The organism is Pseudoxanthomonas sp. SL93 (genome assembly GCF_026625825.1).
Lineage (GTDB): Bacteria > Pseudomonadota > Gammaproteobacteria > Xanthomonadales > Xanthomonadaceae > Pseudoxanthomonas_A.
The window spans coordinates 28,657-54,775 of record NZ_CP113065.1; the positions used below are offsets into that span (position 1 = coordinate 28,657).

Sequence of the window (26,119 nt, forward strand, 5' to 3'; positions counted from 1 at the left end):
CGACGGTATACTCCACTGGTCTATGCCCGCGCCTGGCGGGTGTTTCTGAACGGAATAACGATATGGCCCGTGGCATCAACAAAGTCATCCTGGTCGGCAACCTCGGCAACGACCCGGAAACCCGCTATACCCAGGGTGGCATGGCGATCACCCGCATCAGCCTGGCGACCACCAGCGTGCGCAAGGACAAGGACGGCAACCAGCAGGAACGGACCGAATGGCACCGTGTGGTGTTCTTCGGCAAGCTGGGCGAAATCGCCGGCGAATACCTGCGCAAGGGTAGTTCGGTGTACGTGGAAGGCTCGCTGCGTTACGACAAGTACACCGGCCAGGACGGCGTCGAGAAATATTCCACCGACATCATCGCGGACGAGATGCAGATGCTGGGCGGCCGTGGTGAAGGCGGTGGCGGTGGCGGTGGTGGCGGTGGAGAGCGCGCCCCGCGCCCGGCCCGTCAGGACTACGGTTCCTCGGGCAACGCCCCGCGCCGCCAGGCCCCGGCCCCGCAGCAGGCGCCGATGGACGATTTCGCGGATGACGACATCCCGTTCTGATTTTCACTGATACAAACAACACCTGTTCTGACATGGAGATTACCGTGCCGACTTGGCTCGTCACCGGCGGCGCCGGTTTCATTGGTGGCAATTTCGTCCTGCGCGCGGTCGCACGGGGCATTCGCGTGATCAACCTGGATGCCCTGACCTATGCGGGCAATCTGGATACCCTGGCGTCAATCCAGGACAACCCCCTGCATGTGTTCGTGCAGGGCAATATCGGTGATCGTGGGCTGGTGGCACGCCTGCTGGCCGAGCATCAGCCGGACGCGGTGGTCAATTTTGCGGCCGAGAGCCACGTGGACCGCTCCATCGATGGTCCCGCCGCCTTCATCGAGACCAATGTCGTCGGCACGCTGGGCCTGCTCGAATCGGTGCGTGATTACTGGAAGTCGCTGGAGGGCGGTCGCCGTGATGCGTTCCGCTTCCTGCACGTGTCGACGGACGAGGTCTACGGATCGCTGGGCGACACCGGCAAGTTCACCGAAACCACGCCGTATGCGCCGAACTCTCCTTATTCGGCGTCCAAGGCCGCCTCGGACCATCTGGTCCGCGCGTTCCACCACACCTACGGGCTGCCGGTGCTGACCACCAACTGCTCGAACAACTACGGCCCCTATCATTTCCCCGAGAAGCTGATTCCGCTGATCATCGCACGCGCGCTGGCCAGCGAGCCGCTGCCGGTCTACGGAGATGGCAGGAACGTACGCGACTGGCTTTTCGTCGGCGATCATTGCGAGGCGATCAGGACCGTCCTGCAGGGCGGCCGGGTGGGTGAAACCTACAACGTGGGCGGTAATGCCGAGATGCAGAACCTCGAGGTGGTGCACACCATCTGCCGCCTGCTGGATGCGCGTCGTCCGCGTGCGGACGGCCAGCCGCGCGCCAGCCAGATCACCTTCGTGGCGGATCGTCCCGGCCATGATCGTCGCTATGCGATCGATGCTTCCAAACTGCGCGATGAGCTGGGGTGGGAGCCGGAGTACACGTTCGAACGGGGTATCGCGGAAACAGTCGACTGGTATCTCGCGAACCAGGACTGGGTGACGCGCGTCCTGGACGGCAGCTATCGCCTGGAGCGCATCGGCGCCGCCGCCTGAACGACAAGGAATCCGTTATGACGACACGCAAGGGCATCATCCTCGCCGGCGGCTCGGGCACGCGCCTCTACCCGTTGACGCAGGCCATCAGCAAGCAACTGCTGCCGGTCTACGACAAGCCGATGATCTATTACCCGCTCAGTGTGCTGATGCTGGCGGGTATCCGTGAGGTGCTGGTGATCAACACGCCGCACGAGCAGGCCCTGTTCAAGACCCTGCTGGGCGATGGCACGCAGTGGGGCATGAACATCGAATACGCGGTCCAGCCGAGTCCGGATGGCCTAGCGCAGGCGTACCTCATCGGCCGTGATTTCGTGGGCGGACAGCCGAGCTGCCTGGTACTGGGAGACAACATCTTCCATGGTCATGGATTCACCGACGTGCTGCGTCGCGCGGATGCGCGGCAGGACGGCGCCACGGTGTTCGGCTACTGGGTCAGTGATCCGGAGCGTTACGGGGTGGCTGAGTTCGATGCCGAAGGCCGTGTCGTGGATATCGAAGAAAAGCCGGCCAAGCCGCGTTCGAACTATGCGGTCACCGGCCTGTATTTCTATGATGGCAACGCCAGCGATTACGCGGCCTCGCTCAAGCCGTCCCCACGCGGCGAGCTGGAGATCACCGACCTCAATCGTCGATATCTTGAAGCGGGCAACCTGCATCTGGAGCCGCTGGGACGCGGTCACGCGTGGCTGGATACGGGCACTCATCAGTCGTTGCTGGAGGCTTCCACCTTCATCGAAACCATAGAAGCGCGCCAAGGGCTGCGGGTCTGCTGTCCGGAGGAGATCGCCTTCGGCAACGGCTGGATCGATGCAGCACAGCTGGGGAAGCTTGCCGCGCCGCTGGCCAAGAACGGTTATGGCCAATACCTGCTTTCGCTCGCGGCACGCGGGGTGGTGCGATGAAGATCATTGAAACCAACCTGCCTGGCTGCGCGGCGATCGAGCCGGCGGTGTTCGGTGACGACCGCGGCTTCTTCTTCGAAACCTGGAACGCGCAGCGCTACGGCGAACATGGCCTGCCTACCGCGTTCGTCCAGAGCAACGTCTCCTCTTCCGCGCGCGGCGTACTGCGTGGCCTGCATTACCAGTGGCCGAACCCGCAGGGCAAGCTGGTCAGCGTACTGGAGGGCGAGGTGTATGACGTGGCCGTCGACATCCGCCGCGGCTCGCCTACCTTCGGGCAATGGGCGGCGGTGGTGCTGAGTGCGGAGAACAAGCGCCAGTTCTGGATTCCAGAAGGCTTCGCCCATGGTTTCGCCGTGCTTTCGGAGCGCGCGGTGTTCAGTTACCTGTGCACTGCGGTCTACGACAAGGTGGCCGATGCCGGCGTGCGTTGGGATGATCCCGCCATTGGCATCGACTGGCCGGTGAGCGCTCCGCTGCTTTCCGCGAAAGACGAAGTGGCACCGCTGCTGTCGGACATCGCACCGGACCGTCTGCCGGTCTATCTGGCATGAAGATCCTGCTGTTGGGGGCCAACGGCCAGGTCGGCCACGAACTGCGCCGCAGTCTGGCCCCGTTGGGTGAGGTCGTTGCAACCACGCGCTCAGGCGAATTGCCCGACGGCCATGCCTGTGAAGTCGCCGATTTCGACCAGCCCGATACGTTGCGCGGACTGGTTGAACGCATCGCGCCTGCCGTCGTGGTCAATGCCGCAGCCTATACCGCGGTGGACAAGGCAGAAGATGATGCCGACGCGGCGTTCCGTGCCAATGCCATCGCGCCCGGCGTGCTCGCCACGGCTTGTGCGGCGCGAGGCATTCCGTTCGTGCATTACTCGACGGACTACGTGTTCGACGGGCAAGGGACCCGTCCCTATCGCGAGGATGACGCGACCGCTCCGCTCGGCGTCTATGGTGCAAGCAAGCTGGCGGGCGAGGAGGCAGTGCGTGAGGCCGGCGGCCGGCACCTCATCCTGAGGACGGCGTGGGTCTACGGGACGCGTGGGCACAACTTCCTCAAGACCATGCTCCGGCTCGGCGCCGATCGGGACGAACTGCGGGTCGTCGCGGATCAAAAGGGGACCCCCACCCCGGCTTACCTCATCGCGGATGTGACAGCCCGGTTGTTGGCGCAGCTACCCCCGGTGAGCGGTACCTTCCACCTGACCGCGCGTGGCGAGACCAGTTGGCATGGATTTGCCAGCGAGATCATGGCGGGTGCCGCCGAGCGCGGCCTGTTGGCGCGCGCGCCCATGGTCACGGCCATTACTACCCAGGACTTCCCGACCCGCGCCTGTCGCCCTGCCTATTCGCACCTGGACAGGGGTTTGCTGGAGGAAACACTGGGCTTTCCGCTGCCCGAATGGCAAGAGGGACTGGCCCGGGTGCTGGACGACCTGCGCAGCTGAATTTTGGATAAACTCCCGGAGACCCGCGATGACGGTGGGCACCATAAGGGAGAGTCATGAAGCAATCGTTGAAACTGGCCGCCGCCTTGGCGGCCCTGTTGGCTAGCGGAAGTGCGTCTGCCCAGAAGCTGATTCCGGTCGAGGATTTCGTCAAGCACCCGACCTACAGCTCGGTCAAGATCTCGCCGAATGGCGAGTATCTGGCCATGACGGTAGATCGCGGCGAACAGGATCTGCTGACCGTGCTGCGCACCAGCGACCTTAGCATCGTCAAGGTCAACCAGCTGCCCGACGAGAAGAGCGTCGGCAGTTTCTACTGGACCAGCCCGAACCGCCTGCTTTTCAATTCGGTGAAGAAGATCGGCAGCTACGCGCGGCCGGCTGGCACGGGCGAATGGTATGCCGTCAATGCCGATGGGAGTCAGGCACGTCCGCTCATCTTCTACGGTACCCGCGATGCCACGCAGCGTGGCAAGACCGTGGGTGCCGAATCCTTCAGCCTGGTCGATACGCTCAAGAACGATGACGTCAACGTCGTCATGGAAGCGAACTACCAGCGTTCCTCGAACGGCGCGGGTGCCGAACTGGTGCTGATGGACACCATTTCGGGACGTCGCAAGTCGCTGGCTCGTGCACCGCGTGACAATTGCGAGATAGCGCTGGATCCGGCAAAGGAGCCGCGTTTTGCGGTCTGCTACGACACGCAGGACGAAGAAGGCAACTACTCCGATTCACATAACGAGCTCTACCGCCGCGACTCGACCGGCAAATGGTCGCTTGTCAACAGCTCCAAGGCCTCAGGCAAGCGCATCCGCATCATCAGCAGTGCGGCTGACGGCACGGTCTATGCGACGCAGGGTGATGGCAAGGCGCCGGACGCATTCGGCACGCTGGATACCGAGACGGGCGCGTTCAACAAACTGTTCCAGGATCCCGTTTCCGAAGTGGCCGGGCTGATCCGTTCGGCAGACGGTGAGAATGTCATTGGCACGATGACCATGGCCGGGGCTCCGCAGGTCAACCTGGTGAACGATCAGCATCCCGATGCCGAGATCTACGCATCCCTGGCGTCGGCCTTTCCGGGCCAGTACGTCAGTTTCTCCAGCGCAACGCAGGACAGCAAGAAGATCGTCGTATCGGTTTTCAGCGACAGCAATCCGGGCGAGTTGTATCTGTATGACCGCGACACGGGCAGGGCCCGCTACCTGATGCACAGCCGGCGCTGGCTGGACGCCAAGGACATGGGCACCATCAAGTCGGTCAGCTTCACCACGCGCGATGGGCTGAAGGTCTATGGCTACCTGACGCTGCCGAAGGGCTCGGACGGAAAGAATCTGCCGATGATCGTCAACGTACATGGTGGACCGATGGGTCCGCGCGACACCTGGGGCTTCAGCGCTGAGAATCAGATGTTCGCCAATCGCGGCTATGCGGTGTTGCAGATCAACTACCGCGGTTCCGGCGGTTTCGGCAAGGCGTTCGAGGAGAAGGCCTACGGTCAGTGGGCCCAAGGCATCATGAACGACATCATCGACGGCACCCAGTGGGCGATCAGCCAAGGCTATGCGGACAAGGACCGCATCTGCATCTACGGCGGCAGCTTTGGTGGTTATGCATCGCTGATGGCGCCAGCGCGTGAGCCCAGTCTGTTCAAGTGCGCGCTGGGTTACGTGGGTCTCTACGACGCGCAGATCCAGTTCACCAAGAGCGACACCAGCAAGAGCGAAGATGGTCTGCGCTATCTGAATCGCGCTTTCGGCAAGACGCGTGCAGAGCAGGATGCCATGTCGCCCATCAATCACGTGGACAAGATCAGGATCCCGGTGATGCTGGTAGCCGGCGCGCGGGACGCACGCTGCCCGCCGGAGCATACCGAAGCCATGGCCAAGGCATTGACGCGTGCCGGCAATCCGCCGGTTGACGTGATCATCACGTCGGGCGAAGGGCATGGCTTCTACAAGGAAGAGAACAACCTGAACTTCTACAGCAAGGCGCTTGATTTCTTCGCCAAGAACATCGGCGGCAAGGGCGCAAATTAGTTTGGCCTGCAATCGCGTCGACGAAAGCAGGCTCGACTAGGCAATACGGGCGCCGGCATGCATTGCCGGCGCCTTTTTTTCTGGAAGCGACAAAGGGGAAGGAGATGATGGGGAAGATAAAGTGGGCGTTGGCTGCACTGTTGTGGGCGTGCATGGCGACAGGTTGGGTCTCGCCTGCCCATGCGCAGGCGCAGGTGAACGTGGGTGCGTTCATCCGGAAGGACAAGTTCGAGGACATCAAGCTCTCGCCCAATGGCGATTACTACGCTGCCACGGTGCCTTTGGAGGACCGTACGGTATTGGTGGTCATGAACCGAGCGGACAACAAGGTGACCGGCACGTTTGCGCTCGACAAGAACACTCATGTGCACAGCTTCGCCTGGGTCAACAACGAACGCGTGCTGATTGCCATTGCAGAGAAGTTCGGTCTGCTGGACAAGCCGCTTCCGACCGGTGAGCTGTATGCGGTCAATGCTAATGGCGGACAAGCGACGATCCTGGTGGGATACCGCATCAATACACAGCAGGTTGGTACCAGTATCCCGCAGAAGCAGTCGGAGCGGGTCTGGGCTGGACTCGTGGATACGTTGCCTGATGACGACAAGAATGTTGTCGTAGCCATCAGGCCTTGGGGTGAGAACACCTATACCCGTGCCGATCTGCTGGACGTATATACGGGACGTCGCAGACCCGTGGCGCGTGCCCCGGTACCGAATGCTTCGTTCGTGACGGATAACAAGGGTGTCGTCCGTTTCGCGCACGGTTCAAGTGCCGACAATGCCTCCAAACTTTTCTATCGCGAAGGTGACGGCAAAGAATGGCGCTTGATAAACGACGAGAATCTCAGTGGCCTGATCGAGTGGCCGTTGGGCTTCAGCACGGATCAGTCGGTGGCATATCTCCAGGTGCAGAACAAGGCGGGCCCCGACTCGATTGTTTCGTGGGACATGCAGGGCGGTGAGCGTAAGGAACTCCTCCGCAACGACAATGTAGATCCGGATGCCATCATCAGGTCGCTTGGGCGTGACAAGGTTCCCGTGGGGGCATTGTTCACGAACGGGAAACCAGAGACGCGATTCTTCAGCGCCGACAGTCCGGAAACCCGTCTCTATAGAAGCATGGAAGCAGCGTTTCCCGGTGAATCCGTCTTCGTTACCTCGAACACGGAAGATGGTCGGCTCGCGCTCGTCCAAACGTGGTCAGACCGCAATCCTGGCGACTTCTACCTCTACGACATTCAAGCCAAGAAGGTCGGCTACCTGCTGAGCAAGCGCGATTGGCTCGACCCCGAAGCAGCCGGCACTGCTACGCCAATCCGTATTCCGGCGCGCGATGGTTTGGTATTGCATGGGTACCTTACGCAGCCGAAGGAAAGCAGTGGCAAGAACGTCCCCTTGATCGTGTTCCCCCATGGTGGGCCTTACTCCGTCCGGGATCGCTGGGGATTTGATCCGGATGTCCAGATGATGGCTGCCGCTGGCTACGCCGTGCTGCAAGTGAATTTCCGGGGCTCGGAAGGCTACGGTCGTGCCTTTGAGCAGGCCGGTGCCCAGCAGTGGGGCAACAAGATGCAGGACGATCTGACGGATGCCACGTTGTGGGCGGTAAGGCAGGGTATCGCAGCCAAGGATCGCATCTGCATCTATGGCGCCAGCTACGGCGCATATGCCGCTCTTGTCGGAGTGGCGAAAGAGCCCTCGCTTTATCGTTGTGCCGCCGGGTATGTTGGTGTTTACGACCTGCCAATGATGCAGCGGGGAGATGCGCGGGCTAACCGTCGTCTGGGCCGCTGGTCCAAGGAATGGGTTGGTGAGGGCGACATGCTGGCCACTGCCTCACCGGTGAACATGGCACAGCAGATCAAAGTGCCGGTATTCCTGGCGGCTGGTGGTGAGGATGAGATTGCCCCGATCGCCCACACCGAATTGATGGAGCGACGCCTGGCGGCGGCGGGAGTGCCTGTCGAAAGCCTGTACTATAAAACTGAGGGGCACGGGTTCTATACCGAGGAACACCAACGCGAGTACTACACCCGCCTGCTCGCGTTCTTCCATCGCCACCTGGGTGGCGCGACGGCCAAATAGGCATTGGTCGAGCGACTCGTGAGGAAGAAGAACGGCGCCGCAAGGCGCCGTTCTTCTGTGAGGTGCCGCAGATCGCGTTACTTCACGCCGTGCATCATCCGGCGCAGCAGCGGGGCCGCGATGAAGGCGAGCAGCGCGCAGCCCAGTCCTATCCACATCAGCAGCCAGAACAGGTCGGCATACCTGCCGGCCGCTTCCGCGACGTCCAGCGATTGGCCTTCGGGCACCTCAATGGCGGCGAGTTTGCCGAACAGGGCGGCCAAGGCTTCCGAAAACGCCGTCGCCAGGAACCACGTGCCCATCATCAGCCCCACCACGCGCGGCACCGACAGCTGGGTGACCGCCGACAGGCTGACCGGCGCCAGGCACATCTCCCCGATCTCCAGGACCAGGTAGGCCAGCACCAGCCACCACACACTTGCCATCTGCCCGGTCTCGCCGGCCTGCTGCGCGGCAATGGCCAAGGGTACGAACGACAAGCCCGCGAAAGCCAGGCCCAACGCCGACTTGAACGGCTTGGAAGGATCGCGTCCCCGGCGCCCGAGGCCCGCCCACAACCAGGCGAACGCGGGCGCCAGCAGTACCAGGAACAGCGCGCCCAGATAGGTCAACGAACCCGCTGTCTGTGGCAACACCACGCTGTCGCGCAGCATCATGACCAGCATCAGCGCCGCCACGCCGATGAACAGCACACGCGGCGCTTTCGAGGCAGGATCGCGTTCGGACATGCGCGCGGCCACCACGAACGACAGTGGCGCCAGCAGCAGCGACGCCATCGACCACGGCGCGCGCGAAAGGAACAGCCCCACGTTGGTCCACAGGTTGTCGGACCACACCATCACTTCCTGCGGCTGCACAAGCGAAGGTACCAGGTCCTTCGTCAGCAGGCGGTCGGTGAACATCACCCAGGAGCCATAGGTCTGCTCGTACAGGGTGAAGAACACCAGGCACATGAAGATCATCGCCATCAGTGCCAGCATCTGCTGGCGCTGCACTGGCGTGCATTGCGTAGTGATGAACCAGCCGAACCATGCCAGCACCACCAGCAGCACGACCAGCATCAGCATCAGCGCCAGCGAAATCTCGCCGCCCAGCGCGAACGCGCCATTGGCCGCCGCCCACAGCAGCCAGGCGATGGGCAGCACGCCGGCCAGCGCGCCGGCGTAAATCAGCCACTCACGCGGCACGCCCAGCACGCGCGTGCGCAATGCCGCCGCGTCGTTGGGTTCGGCATGGCCTTGCAGGTACTTCTGTCCCCACAGGAACATCGCCAGCCCCAGCAGCATGCCGATGCCCGCAGCGCCGAAACCGTACTTCCAGCCCAGCGTCTCGCCCAGGTACCCGCACACCAGCGAAGCGAACAGCGCCCCCAGGTTGATGCCGGCATAGAACAGGCTGAAACCGCCGTCGCGGCGCGCATCATCCGGCGGGTACAGTCGCCCGACGATGGTGGAGATGTTCGGCTTCAGGAAACCCACGCCCATGATGATCAGCGCAAGCGACAGGTAGGTCAGGCGGAGCGCGCCTTCGTCACGCGTGACCACGCCGCCGTCGGAGACCGCCGCCGTGCCTTCGAACGCCATGCCGGCGTGCCCCAGCACCAGCAACACGCCACCGAACACCACCGCCTTGCGCATGCCCAGCCAGCGGTCGGCCAGCAGCCCGCCGATCACCGGGATGCAGTACACCAGTCCGCCGTAGGCGCCCAGCAGGTCATAGCCGGCGTTGTCGCCGAACAGGTGGTACTTGGTCAGGTAGAGCAGCAGCAGCGCCTTCATCCCGTAGAAGGAGAAGCGCTCCCACATCTCGGTGAAGAAACAGACGTAGACACCCTTGGGATGGCCGAGGAAGTCGTCGCGGCCAGGGGAGGCAGGGGGAGGGTGGGGCAAGGGCCGCTCCGGCGGGGTGGTCGCCGCCGAGTATAGCGGCGGGTCCGGCGTGGCCCGTCCCGTGGCTGGACTTGCCGGGGGGCAACCGCTAGCGTGTCCGCTTTCGCCTTTCGGGAATACCCATGACCTCGCCGGGAACGCCACAACTCACCTTCCGCGCCGTCGTGCTGGCCATCGTGCTGGCCGTCGTGCTGTCGGCCGCCAATGCCTACCTGGGCCTGTTCGCCGGCCTGACCGTGGCCACCGCCATACCGGCGGCCGTCGTCTCGATGGGCGTGCTGCGCCTGCTGGGCGGCGGCACGATCCTGGAGAACAACATCGTGCAGACCGGTGCCTCGGCCGGCTCATCGATCGCGGCGGGCGTCATCTTTACCATCCCGGCGCTGATCATCCTGGGCTACTGGCAGGACTTCCAGTATTCCTGGGTGCTGGCCATCGCCGGCCTGGGCGGCCTGCTGGGCGTGCTGTTCTCGGTGCCGCTGCGCCGCTCGATGATCGTCGAAGAGCCGCTGCCCTTCCCCGAGGGCAAGGCCGCGGCGGAAGTGCTGAAGGCGGGCGAGAATCCCGGTCCGGGCCTGAAGATCCTGGCGTTCTCCGCCGCCATCGGTGCCGTGCTGAAAGTCGCCGCGCACAGCGGCATGCGCCTGATCCCGGATACCGCGGCCGGCGCGGGCTTCTTCGGCAAGTACCTCGGCTACCTGGGCACCAACCTGTCGCCGGCGCTGCTGGGCGTGGGCTACATCGTCGGCCTGAACATCGGCATCGTGGTGCTGTCGGGCAGCATCCTGTCGTGGCACATCGCCATTCCGCTGTACCACATGTTCTTCATGGGTACCGATCCGGCGCTGGCGCAGAGCATCGCCGGCGCGGGTGCCGAAGACGTGGCCGGCGCCATCTGGTCGGCCAAGATCCGCTACCTGGGTGTGGGCGCCATGCTGATCGGCGGCGTGTGGACGCTGTTCTCGCTTCGCAAGTCGCTGCTGTCGGGCGTGAAGAGCGGCATCGCCGCCGCGCGTGCCGGATCGGGCGGTGCGGAAGTCGCGGAGACCGAGCGCGATCTGCCGATGAAGTGGATGCTGGTGGCCTTGGTGGTGTTCGTGCTGCCCTTGTTGCTCCTGTACCAGGCCATCGTCGGCATGTGGCACGTCAGCATCCCGATGGCGATCATCATGATCGTGGCGGGTTTCCTGTTCGTGTCCGTCTCGGCCTACCTGGCCGGCCTGGTGGGTTCGTCGAACAACCCGGTGTCGGGCATCACCATCGCCACCATCCTGTTCGCCTCGGTCGTGCTGCTGCTGTTGCTGGGCGAGAGCGGGCGCATGGCGGTCGGGGTGGGGGGGGCGCCGCTGGGCGCGGTCGCCGCGATCATGATCGGCGCGGTGGTGTGCTGCGCGGCGGCGGTGGGCGGCGACAACCTGCAGGATCTCAAGGCCGGCTACATCGTCGGCGCCACGCCGTGGAAGCAGCAGCTGATGCTGGGCATCGGTGCGTTCTCCTGCGCGCTGATCATGGCCCCGGTGCTGAACATCCTGTCCGAGGCCTACGGCATCGGCGCGCCGACGGCCGAACATCCAAACCCGCTCTCCGCACCGCAGGCCACGCTGATGGCCTCGGTCGCCAAGGGCCTGTTCGGCGGCGAACTGCCGTGGGGCATCATCGCCATCGGCGCCGTCATCGGTGCGGTCATCATCGCCACCGACGAGGTGCTGAAGGCCCGGAAAAGCAGCTTCCGCGTGCCGGTGCTGGCGGCCGCCATCGGCATCTACCTGCCGCTGGAGCTGATGGTGCCGATCTTCCTCGGCGGCCTGCTGGCATACCTGGTCGAGAAGCGCCACGGCATGGTCGGCACCAAGGACGAGGAAGCACGCGACCGCCTGCACCGCCCGGGCACGCTGTTCGCCGCCGGCCTGATCACCGGCGAGGCGTTGATGGGCATCGCCGTGGGCGTGGCCATCTACGCCACCAAGGATCGCGACGTGCTGGTGCTGCCGGAGGCGTTCCAGCAGGGTGAGGTCGTCGGCCTGGTGATCCTGGCCATCGTCGGCTGGCTGCTGTACCGCACCGGCGCCAAGTCGAAGGCGCTGGGCGACGTGGAGCCCGGTCCCCGCTGACCGGACACATGGCGCAAAGGCGTGACCTCACGCCTTTGCGCCGCGGCGCGCTTAGCGCCTACCATCGGGGTTTCCCTGTTGCCGGAGCCCCGGATGAAGCTGAAATCCGCCCTGTTGCCCCTCTACCTGCTGGCGGCGCTGCCGTCACTGGCTGTCGCCCGCGGTCTGGACGTGCGCGACCTGCAGAAGCTGGACCGCGTGTCCTCGCCGGTCCTTTCGCCTGATGGCGGCACCGTGGTGTTCGCCAAGCGCATCGTCGATGCCGAGGTGGTCAAGGCCAGCAGCAGCCTGTGGGTGCGCAACCTGCTGACCCGCGACATGGCGCCGCCCAAGCGGCTGACACCGGAAGGCTGGAGCGTCAATTCGCCCTCGTTCTCGCCGGACGGCAGGACGGTCTATTTCCTCAGCGCCAAGTCCGGCACGCAGCAGTTGTACGCGCTGCCGATCGCCGGTGGTACGCCGCGCCAGCTGACGGCCTTCGCTCTGGACGTGGCCAGCTACAAGCTGTCGCCGGATGGGACGCGCGTACTCTTCAGCACCGATACCTTCGCCGAGTGCAAGGCCGACTTCGCCTGCACGAAGAAAAAGCTCGACGACACCGCCGCGAAAAAGAGCTCCGGCGTGGTCTACGACGGCCTGTTCGTACGCCACTGGGACACCTGGGCCGATGGCCGTCGCAGCCGCCTGTTCGTCGCGGCGCTGCCGCAGGGCAAGGCGAGGGCGGTAGGCGTCGCCACGTCACTGAGCGATGCGATCGACGGCGATGCGCCGTCCAAGCCGTTCGGTGGCGCCGATGAATACACCTGGTCGCCGGACGGCAACGCCGTCGTCGCCGCGATCCGCGTGGCGGGCAAGAGCGAGGCGTGGTCCACCAACTTCGACCTGTACCAGTTCGCTGCCGACGGCAGCACGGCACCGGTCAACCTGACCGCCGCGAATCCGGCGTGGGATACCGGTCCGGTGTTCAGCGCCGACGGCAAGACCCTCTACTACCGGGCGATGAAGCGGCCCGGCTTCGAAGCCGACCGCTTCGGGCTGATGGCGATGGACGTCGCCACGAAGCAGGTGCGCGAGATCGCGCCGACGTGGGACCGTTCCGCCGATGGCATCGCGCTGTCGCAGGATGGCAAGACGATCTACACCACCGCGCAGGACGTGGGCCAGCACCCGCTGTTCGCGGTGGATGCGGCGAACGGCGAGGTGAAGAAGATCGTGGGCGATGGCAGCATCTCGTCGTTCGAGATCGCCGGCGATACGCTGGCGTTCACCCGCAACACGCTGAAGAGCGGCGACCAGCTGTTCGTCACCACCACGGCGGGCGAGCCCTTGCGCGCCATCACGCCCAGCGCCGGCGACATGCTGAAGGACGTCCAGTTCGGCGACTACGAGCAGTTCACCTTCAAGGGCTGGAACAACGAAACCGTGCATGGCTACGTGGTCAAGCCGCACGACTACGTGGAAGGCCGGAAGTACCCGGTCGCGTTCCTGATCCATGGTGGCCCGCAGGGCAGCTTCGGCGATGGCTGGAGCTACCGCTGGAATCCGCAGACGTACGCGGGACAGGGCTATGCGGTGGTGATGATCGACTTCCACGGTTCCACCGGCTACGGCCAGGCCTTCACCGATGCGATCAGCCAGCACTGGGGCGACCGTCCGCTGGAAGACCTGCAGAAGGGCTGGGCCGCCGCGCAGAAGAAGTACACGTTCCTCGATGGCGGCAAGGCCTGCGCGCTGGGCGCCAGCTACGGCGGCTACATGATCAACTGGATCGCCGGCAACTGGTTCGACAGGAACGGCAATTCGCCGTGGAAGTGCCTGGTCAACCACGACGGCGTATTCGACCTGCGTTCCATGGGTTACGTCACCGAGGAGCTGTGGTTCACCGAGTGGGAGAACGGCGGCACGCCGTACGAGGTGTCCAAGAACATCGAGAAGTTCAACCCGGTCAACCACGTTGCCAAGTGGCGCGTGCCGATGCTGGTGGTGCAGGGCGAGAAAGACTACCGCGTGCCGGTGGACCAGGGCCTGTCCACGTTCACCGCGCTGCAGCGCAAGGGCATCGACTCCAAGCTGCTGTACTTCCCCGACGAGAACCATTGGGTGCTGAAGCCGCAGAACAGCATCCTGTGGCATGACACCGTCAACGGCTGGCTGAAGCAGCATATCGGCCAGTGAGCCGCACCGGCCGTGGCGGATCCCGTCGCCACGGCCCGTCCATCCTGACGGAGTCATCGCATGGCCGTTGAAAGCGTGGAGCCATCCACCGCACTGATCCAGAACGACATCGTCCTGTTCGGCCTGATCGCCGCCACCCTGGGCGTGGTCTTCTGGACGTCCTCGCGCGATACGGGCTTCTTCAAGAAGTTCTACACCTACGTGCCGGCGCTGCTGCTGTGCTACTTCATTCCCGGCATCTACAACAGCATCGGCCTGATCGATGGCAACGCGAGCAAGCTCTACAACCCGGTCGCCAGTCGGGTGCTGCTGCCCGCCGCGCTGGTGCTGCTGACGCTGACCATCGACCTGAAGGGCGTGCTGAAGCTCGGTCCCAAGCTGCTGGCGATGTACGCGGGCGCGTCGATCAGCGTGATGCTGGGCGCGTGGGTCGCGTTCTGGCTGATGGGCCTGATCCATCCCGAGACGGTGGCCGGCGATACCTGGGGCGGCATGGCGGCACTCGCGGGCAGCTGGATTGGTGGCGGCGCCAACATGCTGGCGATGAAGGAAGTCTTCGCCGTGGATGAAACCACGTTCGGCCAGTTCGTCGTGGTGGACGTCAGCGTCGGTTATGTGTGGATGGCGGTGCTGATCTTCCTGGCCAACCGTGCACAGGCGATCGATGCACGCACCGGCGCGGACACCCGCGCGATCGAGGATCTCAAGGAGCGCCTCGCCAACTACCAGAAGCAGCACGAACGCGTCACCACGCTGCCTGACCTGATGGTCATCCTGGGCATCGCGTTCGGTACCGTCGGCCTCTCGCACGCCATCGCAGGCCCGGCATCGTCATGGTTCGCGCAGAACGTCTCGTGGGCAAGGCAGGTCAGCCTGCACGAACCCTTCGTGTGGGTCGTCGTGCTGTCGACCTTCGTGGGCCTCGGCCTAAGCCTGACCCGTGCGCGCACGCTGGACGGTGCGGGCGCGTCGAAGATAGGCGCGCTGTTCCTGTACATCCTGATCGCCTGCATCGGCATGCAGATGGACATCGGCTCGCTCGCCGACAAGCCGTGGCTGCTGGCGCTGGGCCTGATCTGGATCCTGGTGCACATCGTGCTGCTGCTGTTGCTGGCCAGGTTGCTGCGCGTACCGTTCTTCTATTTCGCGATGGGGTCGCAGAGCAACATCGGCGGCCCGGCCTCGGCGCCGGTGGTGGCGACCGTGTTCCACCCGTCGCTGGCACCGGTGGGCGCGCTGCTGGGCGCATTGGGCTATGCGACGGGTACCGTCGCTGCCTATGTCGTCGGCGTGGTGCTGCGTGGGATGGCAGGGCAGGGCTGACGCGGGGGCTGTGTACTGTAGGAGCGACGTAAGACGCGACCGGAAACACCAACGTCGCGACTTACCGATGCCGGCGGCATGCCGGCACCAGTCCCACCGGAAAGCCGGAACGAAAAAGGGCGAAGCCACTGCTTCGCCCTTTTCGTTTCCACTACCGCTGGAACCTCAGCAGCAGCGGAATCCGCTCCGGCCACCGAACCTGGCTTCCTGCCGCTCGCGGAAGAACGTCTTGTAGTCCATCGGTTCGCGGTCCGGATGCTTCTCCAGGATGTGCCGCACGTAATTGTCGTAGTCCGGGATGCCGCAGCAGAGGCGTGCGGTCTGCACCAGCCTTCGCCACACACGCTTGTGCGTGGCGAAGTGTTCCAGTGGGACGAGTTGGGTACCCATGTCGCCGTCTCCCGGTTACAGCCAGACCTTCTGCTGCTCATCGCTCAAGGCGACGAACGGTGTTTCACGATCGCTGCGTTCGCTGTTGCGGCGTGCCTTCAGGATGGCCCGCACCGCGTACAGCAGCACGGTGAACACCACGAACAGGAACAGCACGGTCAGGCCGGTGTTGACGTAACTGTTGACCACCACCTGCTGCATCTGGCCCACGGTCTTCGCGGTTCCCAGCAGCTGCCCGTCGGCGATGGCGCCCTGGTACTTCTTCGCCTGCGCCACGAAGCCCACGGCCGGGTTGGTGTCGAAGATCTTGATCAGGCCCGCGTAGGTGGTGCAGATCAGCAGCCAGATCGCCGGCACCACGGTGACCCAGGCGTAGCGGTCGCGCTTCATCTTGAACAGCACCACGGTGCAGAGCATCAGGGCGATGCCGGCCAGCATCTGGTTGGCAATGCCGAACAGCGGCCACAGCGTGTTGATGCCGCCCAGCGGATCCACCACGCCCTGATAGAGGAAGTACCCCCACAGCGCCACGCAACCGGCCGTGCCGATGACATTGGCGCCCCAGGAGTCCGTCCTTCGTAGCGGGGGGATGAAGTTGCCCAGCAGGTCCTGCAGCATGAAGCGGCCCGCACGCGTGCCCGCATCCACCGCGGTCAGGATGAAGAGTGCTTCGAACAGGATGGCGAAGTGGTACCAGAACGCCATCATCGCGTCGCCGCCTGGCAGGGCATCGTGCAGGATCACCGCGATGCCGACCGCCAGGGTGGGCGCACCGCCGGCACGCGAGATGATGCTGCCTTCGCCGATGTCGCGGGCGGTCTGCTCGAGTACCTCGGGCGTCACCACGAAGCCCCAGCTGCTGACCTTGGCGGCTACCTCGACCGCGCTGGTGCCGATGGCGGCAGCCGGGCTGTTCATGGCGAAGTACACGCCCGGCTCGATGATCGAGGCGGCGACCAGCGCCATGATGGCGACGAACGATTCCATCAGCATGCCGCCGTAACCGATGTAGCGCGCATGCATTTCATTGGCGAGCAGCTTGGGCGTGGTGCCCGAGGAGATCAGCGCATGGAAGCCCGACACCGCGCCGCAGGCGATGGTGATGAACAGGAACGGGAACAATCCGCCCTTCCACACCGGGCCATCGCCGGTGCTGGCGAACTGCGTCAGTGCCGGCATCTTCAGCGAGGTCACTTCCGGGCTGGCGATCACGATGCCGATGGCCAGCGCCACGATCACGCCGATCTTGAGGAAGGTGGACAGGTAGTCGCGCGGTGCCAGCAGCAGCCACACGGGCAGCACGGCGGCGACGAAGCCGTAGCCGATCAGCATCCAGGTGATCTGGGTGCCGGTGAAGGTGAAGGCGGGGCCCCAGGTGGGGTGCGCGCCGACCTTGCCGCCGAACCAGATGGCCAGCAGCAACAGCACGATGCCCACCACCGAGATCTCGCCGATCTTGCCGGGGCGGATGTAGCGCATGTAGATGCCCATGAAGATCGCGATGGGCATCGTGGCGATTACCGTGAACATGCCCCAAGGGCTTTCGGCCAGGGCCTTCACCACGATCATCGCCAGCACCGCCAGGATGATGATCATGATCAGGAACGCGCCGAACAGGGCGATGGTGCCGGCCACCTGGCCCATCTCCTCGCGTACCAGGTCGCCCAGCGAGCGGCCGTCGCGACGGCTGGAGATGAAGAGCACCATGAAGTCCTGCACCGCACCGGCCAGCACCACGCCGGCGATCAGCCAGAGCATGCCGGGCAGGTAGCCCATCTGCGCGGCGAGCACCGGCCCCACCAGCGGACCTGCACCGGCGATGGCGGCGAAGTGGTGGCCGAACAGCACGTGCTTGTTGGTCGGCACGTAGTCCAGGCCATCGTTGTGCAGATGGGCCGGCGTGGCACGGCGGGGATCCAGCCCCATCACGTTCTTCGCGATGTAGAGGCTGTAATAGCGGTAGGCCACCAGATAGATGGACACCGCCGCCACCACGATCCACAGCGCGCTGATCTGCTCGCCCTGGCGCAATGCGACCGTGCCCAGACAGAAAGCACCCAGCAGCGCGAGCGCTGCCCACCCGATCTTGGAAAAACCGTTCATTCGGTAACCCTCCGGCAAGTCCGCACAAGGGTCACCCCATGCGGAGGTGGGGTCAATCCGTAATCCCGGATTCGGCCTTCGACTTTGGTCGCAATCCGACGGCGTACTGGTTTCAGAGCCAGCGCGAGCGCTTGAACAGGCGGTACAGGCCGAAGCAGGCCAGCGCCACGCCGGCGATCAGGAGGGGATAGGCGAAGCGGCCGCCGAGTTCCGGCATGTGCTTGAAGTTCATGCCGTACCAGCTGGTGACCAGGGTGGGCGCCGCCAGCAGGGCGGCCCACGCACCCAGCCGCTTGACGGTCTCGCCCTGGGCCAGCGTCACCATCGACAGGTTGACGCTCAGCGCGGTCGTCAGCATTTCGCGCAACGTGTCGGTGTACTCGTTGACGCGCAGCACGTGGTCCTGGACATCGCGGAAGTACAGGCGCACCTCGTCCGGTATCAGCGCGCTCTGCGAGCGCGTCAGCTGGGCCAGCACGTCCTGCAGTGGCGCCACGGCCAGCCGCATCTGGGTCAGTTCACGCTTCAGGTCATACAGCTTCACCACCGTGCCACGCCGGTAGGTGTCGGCGAAGATGTCCTTCTCCAGCGTGTCCAGCGTCTGTTTGAACTGGTCGATGATGGGACGGTAGTTGTCGACGATGTAGTCGAGCACCGCGTACAGGGCATACGCGGGCCCGAGCGGCAGCAGGTCGGACTCGCGTTGCACGCGTTCGCGCACCGGCGCGTAGGACAGCGATGCGCCATGGCGCACCGTCACCAGGTAGCGCGGCCCCAGGAATGCATGCGTTTCGCCGTAACGGATGCGGTCGTCGACCACCTGCGCGGTGTGCACGGCCACGAAATAGGAATTGCCGTAGGCTTCCAGCTTCGGGCGCTGGTGCGCGTTCTGCGCGTCCTCGACGGCCAGGTCGTGCAGGCAGAATTCTTCCTGCAGCTTCTTCAGGATGGTGTCGGCGGGCTCATACAGGCCGACCCAGACGAAGCTGCCGTCGTCGATCGCCAGCACGTCACTGATCTCATCCAGGCCTATGTCGCGCCGCGTGCCGTTCTGGTCGTAGACCACGCAGTTGATCACGCACGTGGGCAGGGCGGGTTTGGCTGCGGCGGCGGTGACGTCGTTCATGCCGCGCATCCTGCGCCAGAACGACGGCGTCCGACAAGTCCGCCCATTCAATGTAGCAGCGACGTCAGTCGCGACCGCGGCAATGATGTTCCGTGAAGGCCGTCATGCACGGATCCAGTGCCTGCGCCGTAGGACTCCTGCGTCGGGACCTTGGGGCGCTCTGTGTTCGCGGTCGCGACTCACGTCGCTCCTACAGAAGCCCCGGGAGTCACTGCGCCACGAAGCGGATAGCCTGGCCGCCGCCCGGCGCCAGCTGCAGGCTCAGCGTGTCGGTACGGGTCACGGCGCGTTCTTCGATCACGATGTCCTGCGGTGCGGTCTTCCAGTGCGCCTTGGCGCCATCGCGGTAGATCTGTGCCGTGTAGCGGCGGCCGGCATCGAGGAAGGACAGCGGCACCGTCAATGCACGCCCGTTCTCGTCGGTCAGTGCGCCCAGGTACCAGTTGTCGCCGCCGCGTTCCTTGCGGGCGATGGTGACGTAGTCGCCGACTTCGCCGTTCAGCACGCGCGTGTCTTCCCAGTCCACCGGTACGTCCTTGATGAACTGGAACGGCGCGGGGTTCTTCTCGTAGTTCTCCAGCAGGTCGGCGGCCATCTGCAGCGGGCTGTAGATGACCACGTACAGCGCCAGCTGCTTGGCCCAGGTGGTGGCCACGCCGTCGGGCGCGCGCGTCTTCATGCCGAAGATGCCGGGCGTGTAGTCCATCGGGCCGGCCAGCAGGCGGGTGAAGACCAGGTTGGCCTCGTGTTCCGGCGGATTGCCGGGCTGGCCCCACGCACTGAATTCCATGCCGCGCGCACCCTCGCGGGTCACCCAGTTGGGATACGTGCGGCGCAGGCCGGTGTCCTTGATGGGTTCGTGCGGATTCACGGCGATGCGGTGACGGGCGGCCTCCGTCACCACCTTCATGTGGTGGCGCGCCATGTCCTGGCCTTCGTGCCAGGCGTAGTGGCGCTTGCCGTCCGTGCCGGTGACCTTCGCCTGTCCGGCATCCGCCACGTAGCCGGTCTTCACCGCCGGCACGCCGACGCGCTGGTACAGGGCGAAGGCGTCGCCGAGCTGGGTTTCGTAATGCGCGGCGTTGCCCGATGTCTCGTGATGGCCGATCAGCACCACATTCTTCGAGCGCGCATAGGTGCTCAATGCCTGCAGGTCGAAGTCGGGATAAGCCTGGGTGAAGCTGAAGTCCTCGCCGTTGCCGAACCAGTCGCCGTCCCAGCCGACATTCCAGCCTTCCACCAGTACGCCGCCGAAGCCGTGCTTCGCGGCGAAGTCGATGTGCTTGCGCACGTTCTCGTTGGTGGCGCCGTGCTTGACGCCGGAGGCCCACGTCTTCAGCTCCAGGTGCATCTCCCACCACACGCCGACGTACTTCATGGGCTTCACCCACGACATGTCGCCGAGCACGTTGGGTTCGTTGAGGTTGAGGATCAGGCTGGACATCGCCAGGCCCGCCGCATCGTCGCTCAGCTGCAGGGTGCGCCACGGCGTATTGAAGGGGGCGTTGCGGACCACCTTGCCCTCGCCCAGGCCAGGCGTCAGGTCGGCCCTCAGCTTGCGGCCTTCCACGCGGGTCAGGTTCATGCCGCTGTAGTCGACCAGCGCGGCCTCGTGGATGGACAGGTGCGTGCCATCGTCGAACTTGAAGGTGATCGGCGTCTGCGCATCACCGACCTGCTGGACCGGTGTGCGGTGGTAGAGATACTCCTCGCGGTTCCACTCGCCGGCGGGAATCCACCACGCGGTCGCGTCGCGGGCGAGGGTGAACTCGGTGAGTTCCTCGCTGATCTTCACCTGCCGGAGGTCCGGCTGGTCGGGGAAGACGTAGCGGAAACCCAGGCCGTCGTCGTACACGCGGAACACGACATCGAAACTGCGGAAGGGCTTGGCCTTCTCCTTCAGCGTGACTGTCAGTTCGTTGTAGTGGTTGCGGACGAAGCGCCGTTCGCCCCACGGCTGTTCCCAGCGGTCGTCGGCGGTACGGGTGCGCGGGTTGCCGATCACCAGGTTGCGTTCGAACTTGGGCGCGTCAAGCAGGATGAAGCCCAGTCGCGATGGTGCGATCACCGGCTGGCCCTTGCGCGAGACGGCATAGGCGGGCCGTCCGTCGTTGTCGGTGGACAGTTCCACCACCACGCTGCCATCGGGTGACGCCACGCGTGCCGCGGGCGCGGTCTGCGCGGATGCGGTGGCGATGGAGGACGACAGCAGCGCGATCAGCGCAATGGCGGAACGGAACATGCGGGCCTTCGGGTCGATCCGAGTGAGGCCCGCATCCTGCTGCAGGGCTACCGCCGCGACAAGCGGGCCGGCATGAATACGTATGCGAATGCCAGGTGGATGGGCAGCAGCAGTGCGATCCACGACTGGTTGTACTGCAGCCGCAACGGCAGCCAGTGCAGGAACCACGCGACAAGCGCGCCGAACGCCACCGCCGCCATCAGCCATCCGAACCACGCCGGCGGCGTGCGGCGCCGCAGCACGGCAATTGCGCCGGGAATCAGCAGCACGCACAGCGGATTGAGCAGCAGCAGGTTGCGGTTCGCCCAGGCCGCCCAGTGGTCGGTGAAGCCCCACAGGTACACCAGCAGGCCACCGGCGATGAAGCACACCAGCCACAGCGGAATCCCGATCAGTGCCGCCGCGCGCGGCCACCGGCGGCCAGCGAGCGCGATCAGCACGGCGACGGCCATGCCCACGCCCAGCCAGGGCAGCCAGCGGCGCGGCACCTCGGCCGGTTCCGGCGCGATGCGGTGCGGCAGCAGCTCCATCTGCGACTGCACCAGCGGACGGCCCGCCGTGTTCTTCGCTTCGCGCAGGCTGTCGGCCAGGCGCATCGGCACGTAGGCTTCCTCCCAGCGCGACATCGGCTTGTCGGCCGACGGTCCCAGCCCCACGTCGAAGCCCAGCCACATCCACGTGGCCGGCGACGCCAGCCGCACCGCCTCGCTGCGGAACGTGTTGCCGCGGGAGCGGCCGGCCAGCTGCGATTTCAGGCCACCGCCGAGCGCCGCATCCAGCGCGTCGCGTACCTGGGTGGAGCAGTTGGAAGTGAAGTAGTCGTAGCGGTAGCGCGCATTCTCGGGCTTGCTGCGCTCGGCCAGCGTGTCCGCCAGCGACTGCGCCTGCTCCGGCGTCAGGTCCAGCCATTGCAGCGACACGCCGCGACCGGTGTCGCGGTAATGCACCAGGTCCTGCTCGAACGGCAGCGCGACCAGGTAGTACTGCATGTAGCCCTTGGCGAAGTTGCCGACGAAATTCGCCTCGCCGGGATCGAAGAACCCGAAGTTGTACGAGACCGCGTCGCCCGACGCGGGGTCGACCACCACGATGGCGTTGTGGCCGAAACGCTCGAAGAACACTTCGCCGGGCTGCATGGTCGCCACGCCGATGCGGGGCGCCGCCCAGGCGCAGAGCGACAGCAGCCACAGCGCGCCCAGCAACGCCAGGCGCGCGGGGAGGTTACGCATCGGGAAGCACTCCGACGTGGAACGCATGCACGCGGCGCGCATCGGCGTTGGCCACGCGGAAGGCGAAGCGGCCCAGCGTCAGCTCTTCGCCGGTCTCGGGCAGGTGGCCGATGGCGGCGGTGATCAGACCACCGACGGTGTCGTATTCGTCGTCGGGGAATTCCGCGCCGAAGCGCTCATTGAAATCCGCGATGGGGGTGAGTGCATCCACCACGTACTGGCCATCGGCCTGGGCGGCGATCAGCGTCGAGCCATCCTCGGCGTCATCGTGTTCGTCGTCGATCTCGCCGACGATCTGCTCCAGCACGTCCTCGATGGTGACCAGCCCGGCGACGCCGCCGTACTCGTCCACCACGATGGCCATGTGGTTGCGCGACAGGCGGAATTCCTTCAGCAGCAGGTTGAGCTTCTTCGACTCGGGAATCAGCACCGCCGGGCGGAGCAACTCATGGATGCTGCCGGGGCCGTTGTCAGCCACCACGCCGCGCAGCAGGTCCTTGGCCAGCAGCACGCCGAGGATCTCGTCCTTGTTGTCGCCATGCACGGGGAAACGGGAGTGGCCCGATTCCACCACGTCCTTCATCAGGTCGAGGAAGCGCGCCTCGGCCGGCAGCGACACCATCTGCGCGCGCGGCACCATGACATCCCCCACCGTCAGGTCGGCCACCGCGATGGCGCCCTCCATCATCCGCAGGGTGTCGCCGGCAATCAGCCCGTCGGACTGGGCATCGCGCAGGACGGCGACGAGGTCGTCGCGTGTGGAAGGTTCGCCGGAGAACGCCGAGCTCAGGCGGTCCAGCCAGGAGCGCCGCTTCTCCGGGATCTTCTCGGAGGCTTCCGGCGCAAGCGTACTGTCGTCTTCAGACATCTCGTGGGGGCATGCGCCCGCGGGGGCGGGCGTGGCCTCCAGTCTAACCCGGTTGGGCGGGCCCGAAGTAGGCCCCCGCGCGCTGTCAGCGGGCGTCTCGGGCGGGCGGCGACGCGTCGGCCGGGGCCGGCGGGTCCTGCTCCGGCACTTCTTCCTCGGGCAGGTCAAGGCTGTAGCTGCAGCCGACCAGGGTCTTGCCGGGGTGCGAGGACACGTTGCTGACGTTGAGGACGACGGATTCGATCATCGTGCTGCCCGACACCGCATCGTGTACTTCGTTGCTGACCAGTTCCTTGCCGAACATCGCCTTGGCGGGCGTGTCGATGGCGGTTTCCAGATCCAGCTGCCTGGCCAGCGGACGTGGATCGGGCAGGTCCAGCACGGCGATGACGCTTTCGCCGGCGAAGGCGATGTGGTCGGTGTCGTGGCCGAACACGCGGATCGGCGCGACCAGCCTGAACTCGGTCATGAACATGTTGGTCTGCGGCAGCGGCTGCCAGCCCATCGCGACGGCCGTCAGCGGCGTCTCGAGCGCAGGTGCCAGCGCCATGAACTCGGGCCGTTGCCCTCGGCATTCGATGAGCGCCGGCAGGTCGGGTTTCGGCGGAACGGCGGTTTCCTGTGCGCCCGACGGCAGCACGGGGATCAAGGCCAGCACGGGCGCCAGCACCGGCACCGTCAGCAGGGTTCGCAGCATGCAGTCAGTCTTCCGCGTAGGGGTCGGCAATGCCGAGTTCGGCCAGTATCTCGCGTTCCAGCTGTTCCATGCATTCGGCCTCCTTGTCGTCCTCATGGTCCCAGCCCAGCAGGTGCAGCGCACCGTGCACGGTCATGTGCGCGTAGTGCGCTATCAGCGGCTTCTTCTGTTCCTTCGCCTCGCGTGCCACCACCGGCGCGCAGATCACCAGGTCGCCCAGCAGCGGCATCTTCACGCCCTTCGGCAACTTGACGCCTTCGGCCATCTCGGCCGGGAAGCTCAGCACGTTGGTGGCGTAGTCCTTGCCGCGGTAGTGGCGGTTGAGCGCACGGCCCTCCTTGCTGTCGACGATGCGGATGGCGAGGTCGGCTTCGCGGATGCGGCCCTTCAGCGCCGCCGCCACCCACTTGCGGAAACTCACCGGCGACGGGATGCCGGCGCGCGGGAGCGCGTAACTGACGGAGACTTCGAGGCGGACGGGGCCCTGGGTCATGGCGATCGCTGTCAACGGAGGGGATCAGGCAGGGCCGCTTTCCGCATCCTTGCCATCACGCGCATCGTAAGCCCGCACGATCTTCGCCACCAGCGGGTGGCGCACGACATCGCGGCTGGTGAAGAAGGTGAACGAGATGCCTTCCACGCTGCGCAGCACCTCCAGCGCGTCCTTCAGCCCGGATTTCTGGTGCTTGGGCAGGTCGATCTGGGTCAGGTCGCCGGTGACCACGGCCGTGCTGCCATAGCCGATGCGGGTCAGGAACATCTTCATCTGCTCGATGGTGGTGTTCTGCGCCTCGTCGAGGATCACGAACGCATCGTTGAGCGTGCGGCCGCGCATGTAGGCCAGCGGCGCGATCTCGATGACGTTCTTCTCCAGCAGCTTGACCACCTTCTCCACGCCCAGCATCTCGTACAGCGCGTCGTACAGCGGGCGCAGGTAGGGGTCGACCTTCTGCGTGAGGTCGCCCGGCAGGAAGCCCAGCTTTTCGCCGGCTTCCACCGCGGGCCGCACCAGTACCAGGCGCTGCACGCGCGATTCGTTGAGCGCCTCCACCGCGCTGGCGACGGCGAGGAACGTCTTGCCGGTGCCGGCGGGACCGATGCCGAAGTTGATGTCGTGCGTGGCGATGGCGTGCAGGTATTGCGCCTGGTTGGCGCCGCGGCCGCGCACGGTGCCGCGCTTGACCTTGATGGCCACGTCCTGCGGCTGGTAGTCCGCGTTGGCCACGTGGTCGACGTTGGCGGCATTCAGGCGCAGGTGGATGGCCTCGCTGTCGAACGCCTCGCCATCGGCTTCGGCGTACAGCGAGCGCAGCAGTTTCTCCGCGGCCACCACCTGGGTCTCCGGGCCGGTGATGCGGAAGATGGCGCCGCGGTTGGCGATCTCCACGCCCAGGCGCAGTTCGATCTGCCGCAGGTGGGCGTCGAACGGACCGGCCAGGTTGGCCAGCCATTCGGTGTTGTCGGGTTCCAGGGTGAATTCGCGCTTGCTGGGGGAGGTCATCGGGCAGGGCTTCAAAAGGTGGGCGGTCAGTGCCGCGTTTCGTGGTCCATGTCTTCCACCGGCCACTGGTGGAAGACGTAGGCCTCGTCGTCGATCAGTGCCTGGTCGAAGGGCTCTTCGTCCGGGGCGTCGTCGCGTCCGAGTTGCTCGGGTTCCTCTTCCACCCCGGTGACCTGCCAGCCGTTCTCGCGCAAGAAGTCGCTCGCTCGCTGGATGGGGTCCGTCGCCAGGCCGGGCATCTGGTAGCAGAGGACGTACGCACCCCCGAACTGCTCGAACTCCGGCGTGCCGGGCAGCGGCCGCGCATCGAGCACGAACACCCACAAACGGGGGCTG

21 protein-coding genes are annotated in these 26,119 nt (G+C 65.2%); 10 read left to right on the top strand and 11 right to left on the bottom strand.

The window, feature by feature from the left end; all coding sequences use genetic code 11:
- Positions 1 to 62 precede the first annotated feature (62 nt).
- The 7 genes from OVA13_RS00150 to OVA13_RS00180 all read left to right on the top strand — a co-directional run bounded on the left by OVA13_RS00150 (position 63) and on the right by OVA13_RS00180 (position 8,129).
- Positions 63 to 554 carry a single-stranded DNA-binding protein gene (locus OVA13_RS00150; RefSeq protein WP_267791839.1) on the top strand — a complete coding sequence of 164 codons (492 nt, stop codon included), beginning with the start codon at positions 63 to 65 and terminating at the stop codon, positions 552 to 554.
- A gap of 44 nt (positions 555 to 598) precedes the next feature.
- The gene (rfbB, locus tag OVA13_RS00155; protein ID WP_267791840.1) at positions 599 to 1,654 is read left to right on the top strand and encodes a dTDP-glucose 4,6-dehydratase; all 1,056 of its coding nucleotides are present in this window, start codon (positions 599 to 601) and stop codon (positions 1,652 to 1,654) included.
- A gap of 17 nt (positions 1,655 to 1,671) precedes the next feature.
- Entirely contained in the window at positions 1,672 to 2,559 is an 888-nt protein-coding gene (gene rfbA / locus OVA13_RS00160) for a glucose-1-phosphate thymidylyltransferase RfbA (RefSeq protein WP_267791841.1), read from the top strand.
- Positions 2,556 to 3,113: a dTDP-4-dehydrorhamnose 3,5-epimerase gene (gene rfbC / locus OVA13_RS00165; RefSeq protein ID WP_267791842.1), complete on the top strand. Its 558-nt coding sequence runs from the start codon at positions 2,556 to 2,558 to the stop codon at positions 3,111 to 3,113. The genes rfbA and rfbC overlap by 4 nt, the downstream gene beginning before the upstream one ends.
- A complete protein-coding gene (gene rfbD, locus OVA13_RS00170; protein ID WP_267791843.1) occupies positions 3,110 to 4,006 on the top strand; it encodes a dTDP-4-dehydrorhamnose reductase in 897 nt (298 codons plus the stop codon). The genes rfbC and rfbD overlap by 4 nt, the downstream gene beginning before the upstream one ends.
- A gap of 56 nt (positions 4,007 to 4,062) precedes the next feature.
- Complete coding sequence (locus tag OVA13_RS00175; RefSeq protein WP_267791844.1) at positions 4,063 to 6,045, top strand: alpha/beta hydrolase family protein; 1,983 nt, start codon at positions 4,063 to 4,065, stop codon at positions 6,043 to 6,045.
- 152 nt (positions 6,046 to 6,197) lie between these two features.
- Positions 6,198 to 8,129, top strand: a complete 1,932-nt coding sequence (locus OVA13_RS00180) for an alpha/beta hydrolase family protein (RefSeq protein ID WP_267793578.1) — start codon at positions 6,198 to 6,200, stop codon at positions 8,127 to 8,129.
- 77 nt (positions 8,130 to 8,206) lie between these two features.
- On the opposite strand, the gene OVA13_RS00185 is transcribed toward OVA13_RS00180, so the two are convergent.
- Positions 8,207 to 10,018: a peptide MFS transporter gene (locus tag OVA13_RS00185; RefSeq protein WP_267791845.1), complete on the bottom strand. Its 1,812-nt coding sequence runs from the start codon at positions 10,016 to 10,018 to the stop codon at positions 8,207 to 8,209.
- A gap of 122 nt (positions 10,019 to 10,140) precedes the next feature.
- Between OVA13_RS00185 and OVA13_RS00190 the strand changes: the two genes are divergently transcribed.
- From OVA13_RS00190 to OVA13_RS00200, 3 genes are all read left to right on the top strand, one after another.
- Positions 10,141 to 12,129, top strand: coding sequence for an OPT family oligopeptide transporter (locus OVA13_RS00190; protein ID WP_267791846.1), 1,989 nt, complete (start codon positions 10,141 to 10,143; stop codon positions 12,127 to 12,129).
- A 93-nt stretch (positions 12,130 to 12,222) separates the two neighbouring features.
- The gene (locus OVA13_RS00195; protein WP_267791847.1) at positions 12,223 to 14,304 is read left to right on the top strand and encodes a S9 family peptidase; all 2,082 of its coding nucleotides are present in this window, start codon (positions 12,223 to 12,225) and stop codon (positions 14,302 to 14,304) included.
- A gap of 60 nt (positions 14,305 to 14,364) precedes the next feature.
- On the top strand, positions 14,365 to 15,627 hold the full coding sequence (locus tag OVA13_RS00200; protein WP_267791848.1) for a DUF819 family protein: 1,263 nt from the start codon (positions 14,365 to 14,367) through the stop codon (positions 15,625 to 15,627).
- Between the two features lie 165 nt (positions 15,628 to 15,792).
- Here OVA13_RS00200 and OVA13_RS00205 read toward each other — a convergent pair whose 3' ends face one another.
- From OVA13_RS00205 to OVA13_RS00250, 10 genes are all read right to left on the bottom strand, one after another.
- Entirely contained in the window at positions 15,793 to 16,017 is a 225-nt protein-coding gene (locus OVA13_RS00205; protein WP_267791849.1) for a YbdD/YjiX family protein, read from the bottom strand.
- Positions 16,018 to 16,032: 15 nt separating this feature from the next.
- The gene (locus OVA13_RS00210; protein ID WP_267791850.1) at positions 16,033 to 18,120 is read right to left on the bottom strand and encodes a carbon starvation CstA family protein; all 2,088 of its coding nucleotides are present in this window, start codon (positions 18,118 to 18,120) and stop codon (positions 16,033 to 16,035) included.
- Positions 18,121 to 18,232: 112 nt separating this feature from the next.
- Positions 18,233 to 19,255 (bottom strand): magnesium and cobalt transport protein CorA, encoded by a 1,023-nt coding sequence (locus tag OVA13_RS00215; RefSeq protein ID WP_267791851.1) that lies wholly within the window; start codon positions 19,253 to 19,255, stop codon positions 18,233 to 18,235.
- Between the two features lie 199 nt (positions 19,256 to 19,454).
- Entirely contained in the window at positions 19,455 to 21,488 is a 2,034-nt protein-coding gene (locus tag OVA13_RS00220; protein ID WP_267791852.1) for a glycoside hydrolase family 97 protein, read from the bottom strand.
- 47 nt (positions 21,489 to 21,535) lie between these two features.
- Entirely contained in the window at positions 21,536 to 22,717 is a 1,182-nt protein-coding gene (locus OVA13_RS00225; protein ID WP_267791853.1) for a lipoprotein N-acyltransferase Lnb domain-containing protein, read from the bottom strand.
- The gene (locus OVA13_RS00230; RefSeq protein ID WP_267791854.1) at positions 22,710 to 23,585 is read right to left on the bottom strand and encodes a CorC family transporter; all 876 of its coding nucleotides are present in this window, start codon (positions 23,583 to 23,585) and stop codon (positions 22,710 to 22,712) included. Before OVA13_RS00230 ends, OVA13_RS00225 begins: the two co-directional genes overlap by 8 nt.
- An 85-nt stretch (positions 23,586 to 23,670) precedes the next feature.
- Entirely contained in the window at positions 23,671 to 24,282 is a 612-nt protein-coding gene (locus tag OVA13_RS00235; RefSeq protein ID WP_267791855.1) for a hypothetical protein, read from the bottom strand.
- 4 nt (positions 24,283 to 24,286) lie between these two features.
- The gene (ybeY, locus tag OVA13_RS00240) at positions 24,287 to 24,775 is read right to left on the bottom strand and encodes an rRNA maturation RNase YbeY (protein WP_267791856.1); all 489 of its coding nucleotides are present in this window, start codon (positions 24,773 to 24,775) and stop codon (positions 24,287 to 24,289) included.
- Between the two features lie 24 nt (positions 24,776 to 24,799).
- On the bottom strand, positions 24,800 to 25,783 hold the full coding sequence (locus OVA13_RS00245; RefSeq protein WP_267791857.1) for a PhoH family protein: 984 nt from the start codon (positions 25,781 to 25,783) through the stop codon (positions 24,800 to 24,802).
- 26 nt (positions 25,784 to 25,809) lie between these two features.
- A complete protein-coding gene (locus OVA13_RS00250) occupies positions 25,810 to 26,103 on the bottom strand; it encodes a hypothetical protein (protein WP_267791858.1) in 294 nt (97 codons plus the stop codon).
- Positions 26,104 to 26,119: the final 16 nt, after the last annotated feature.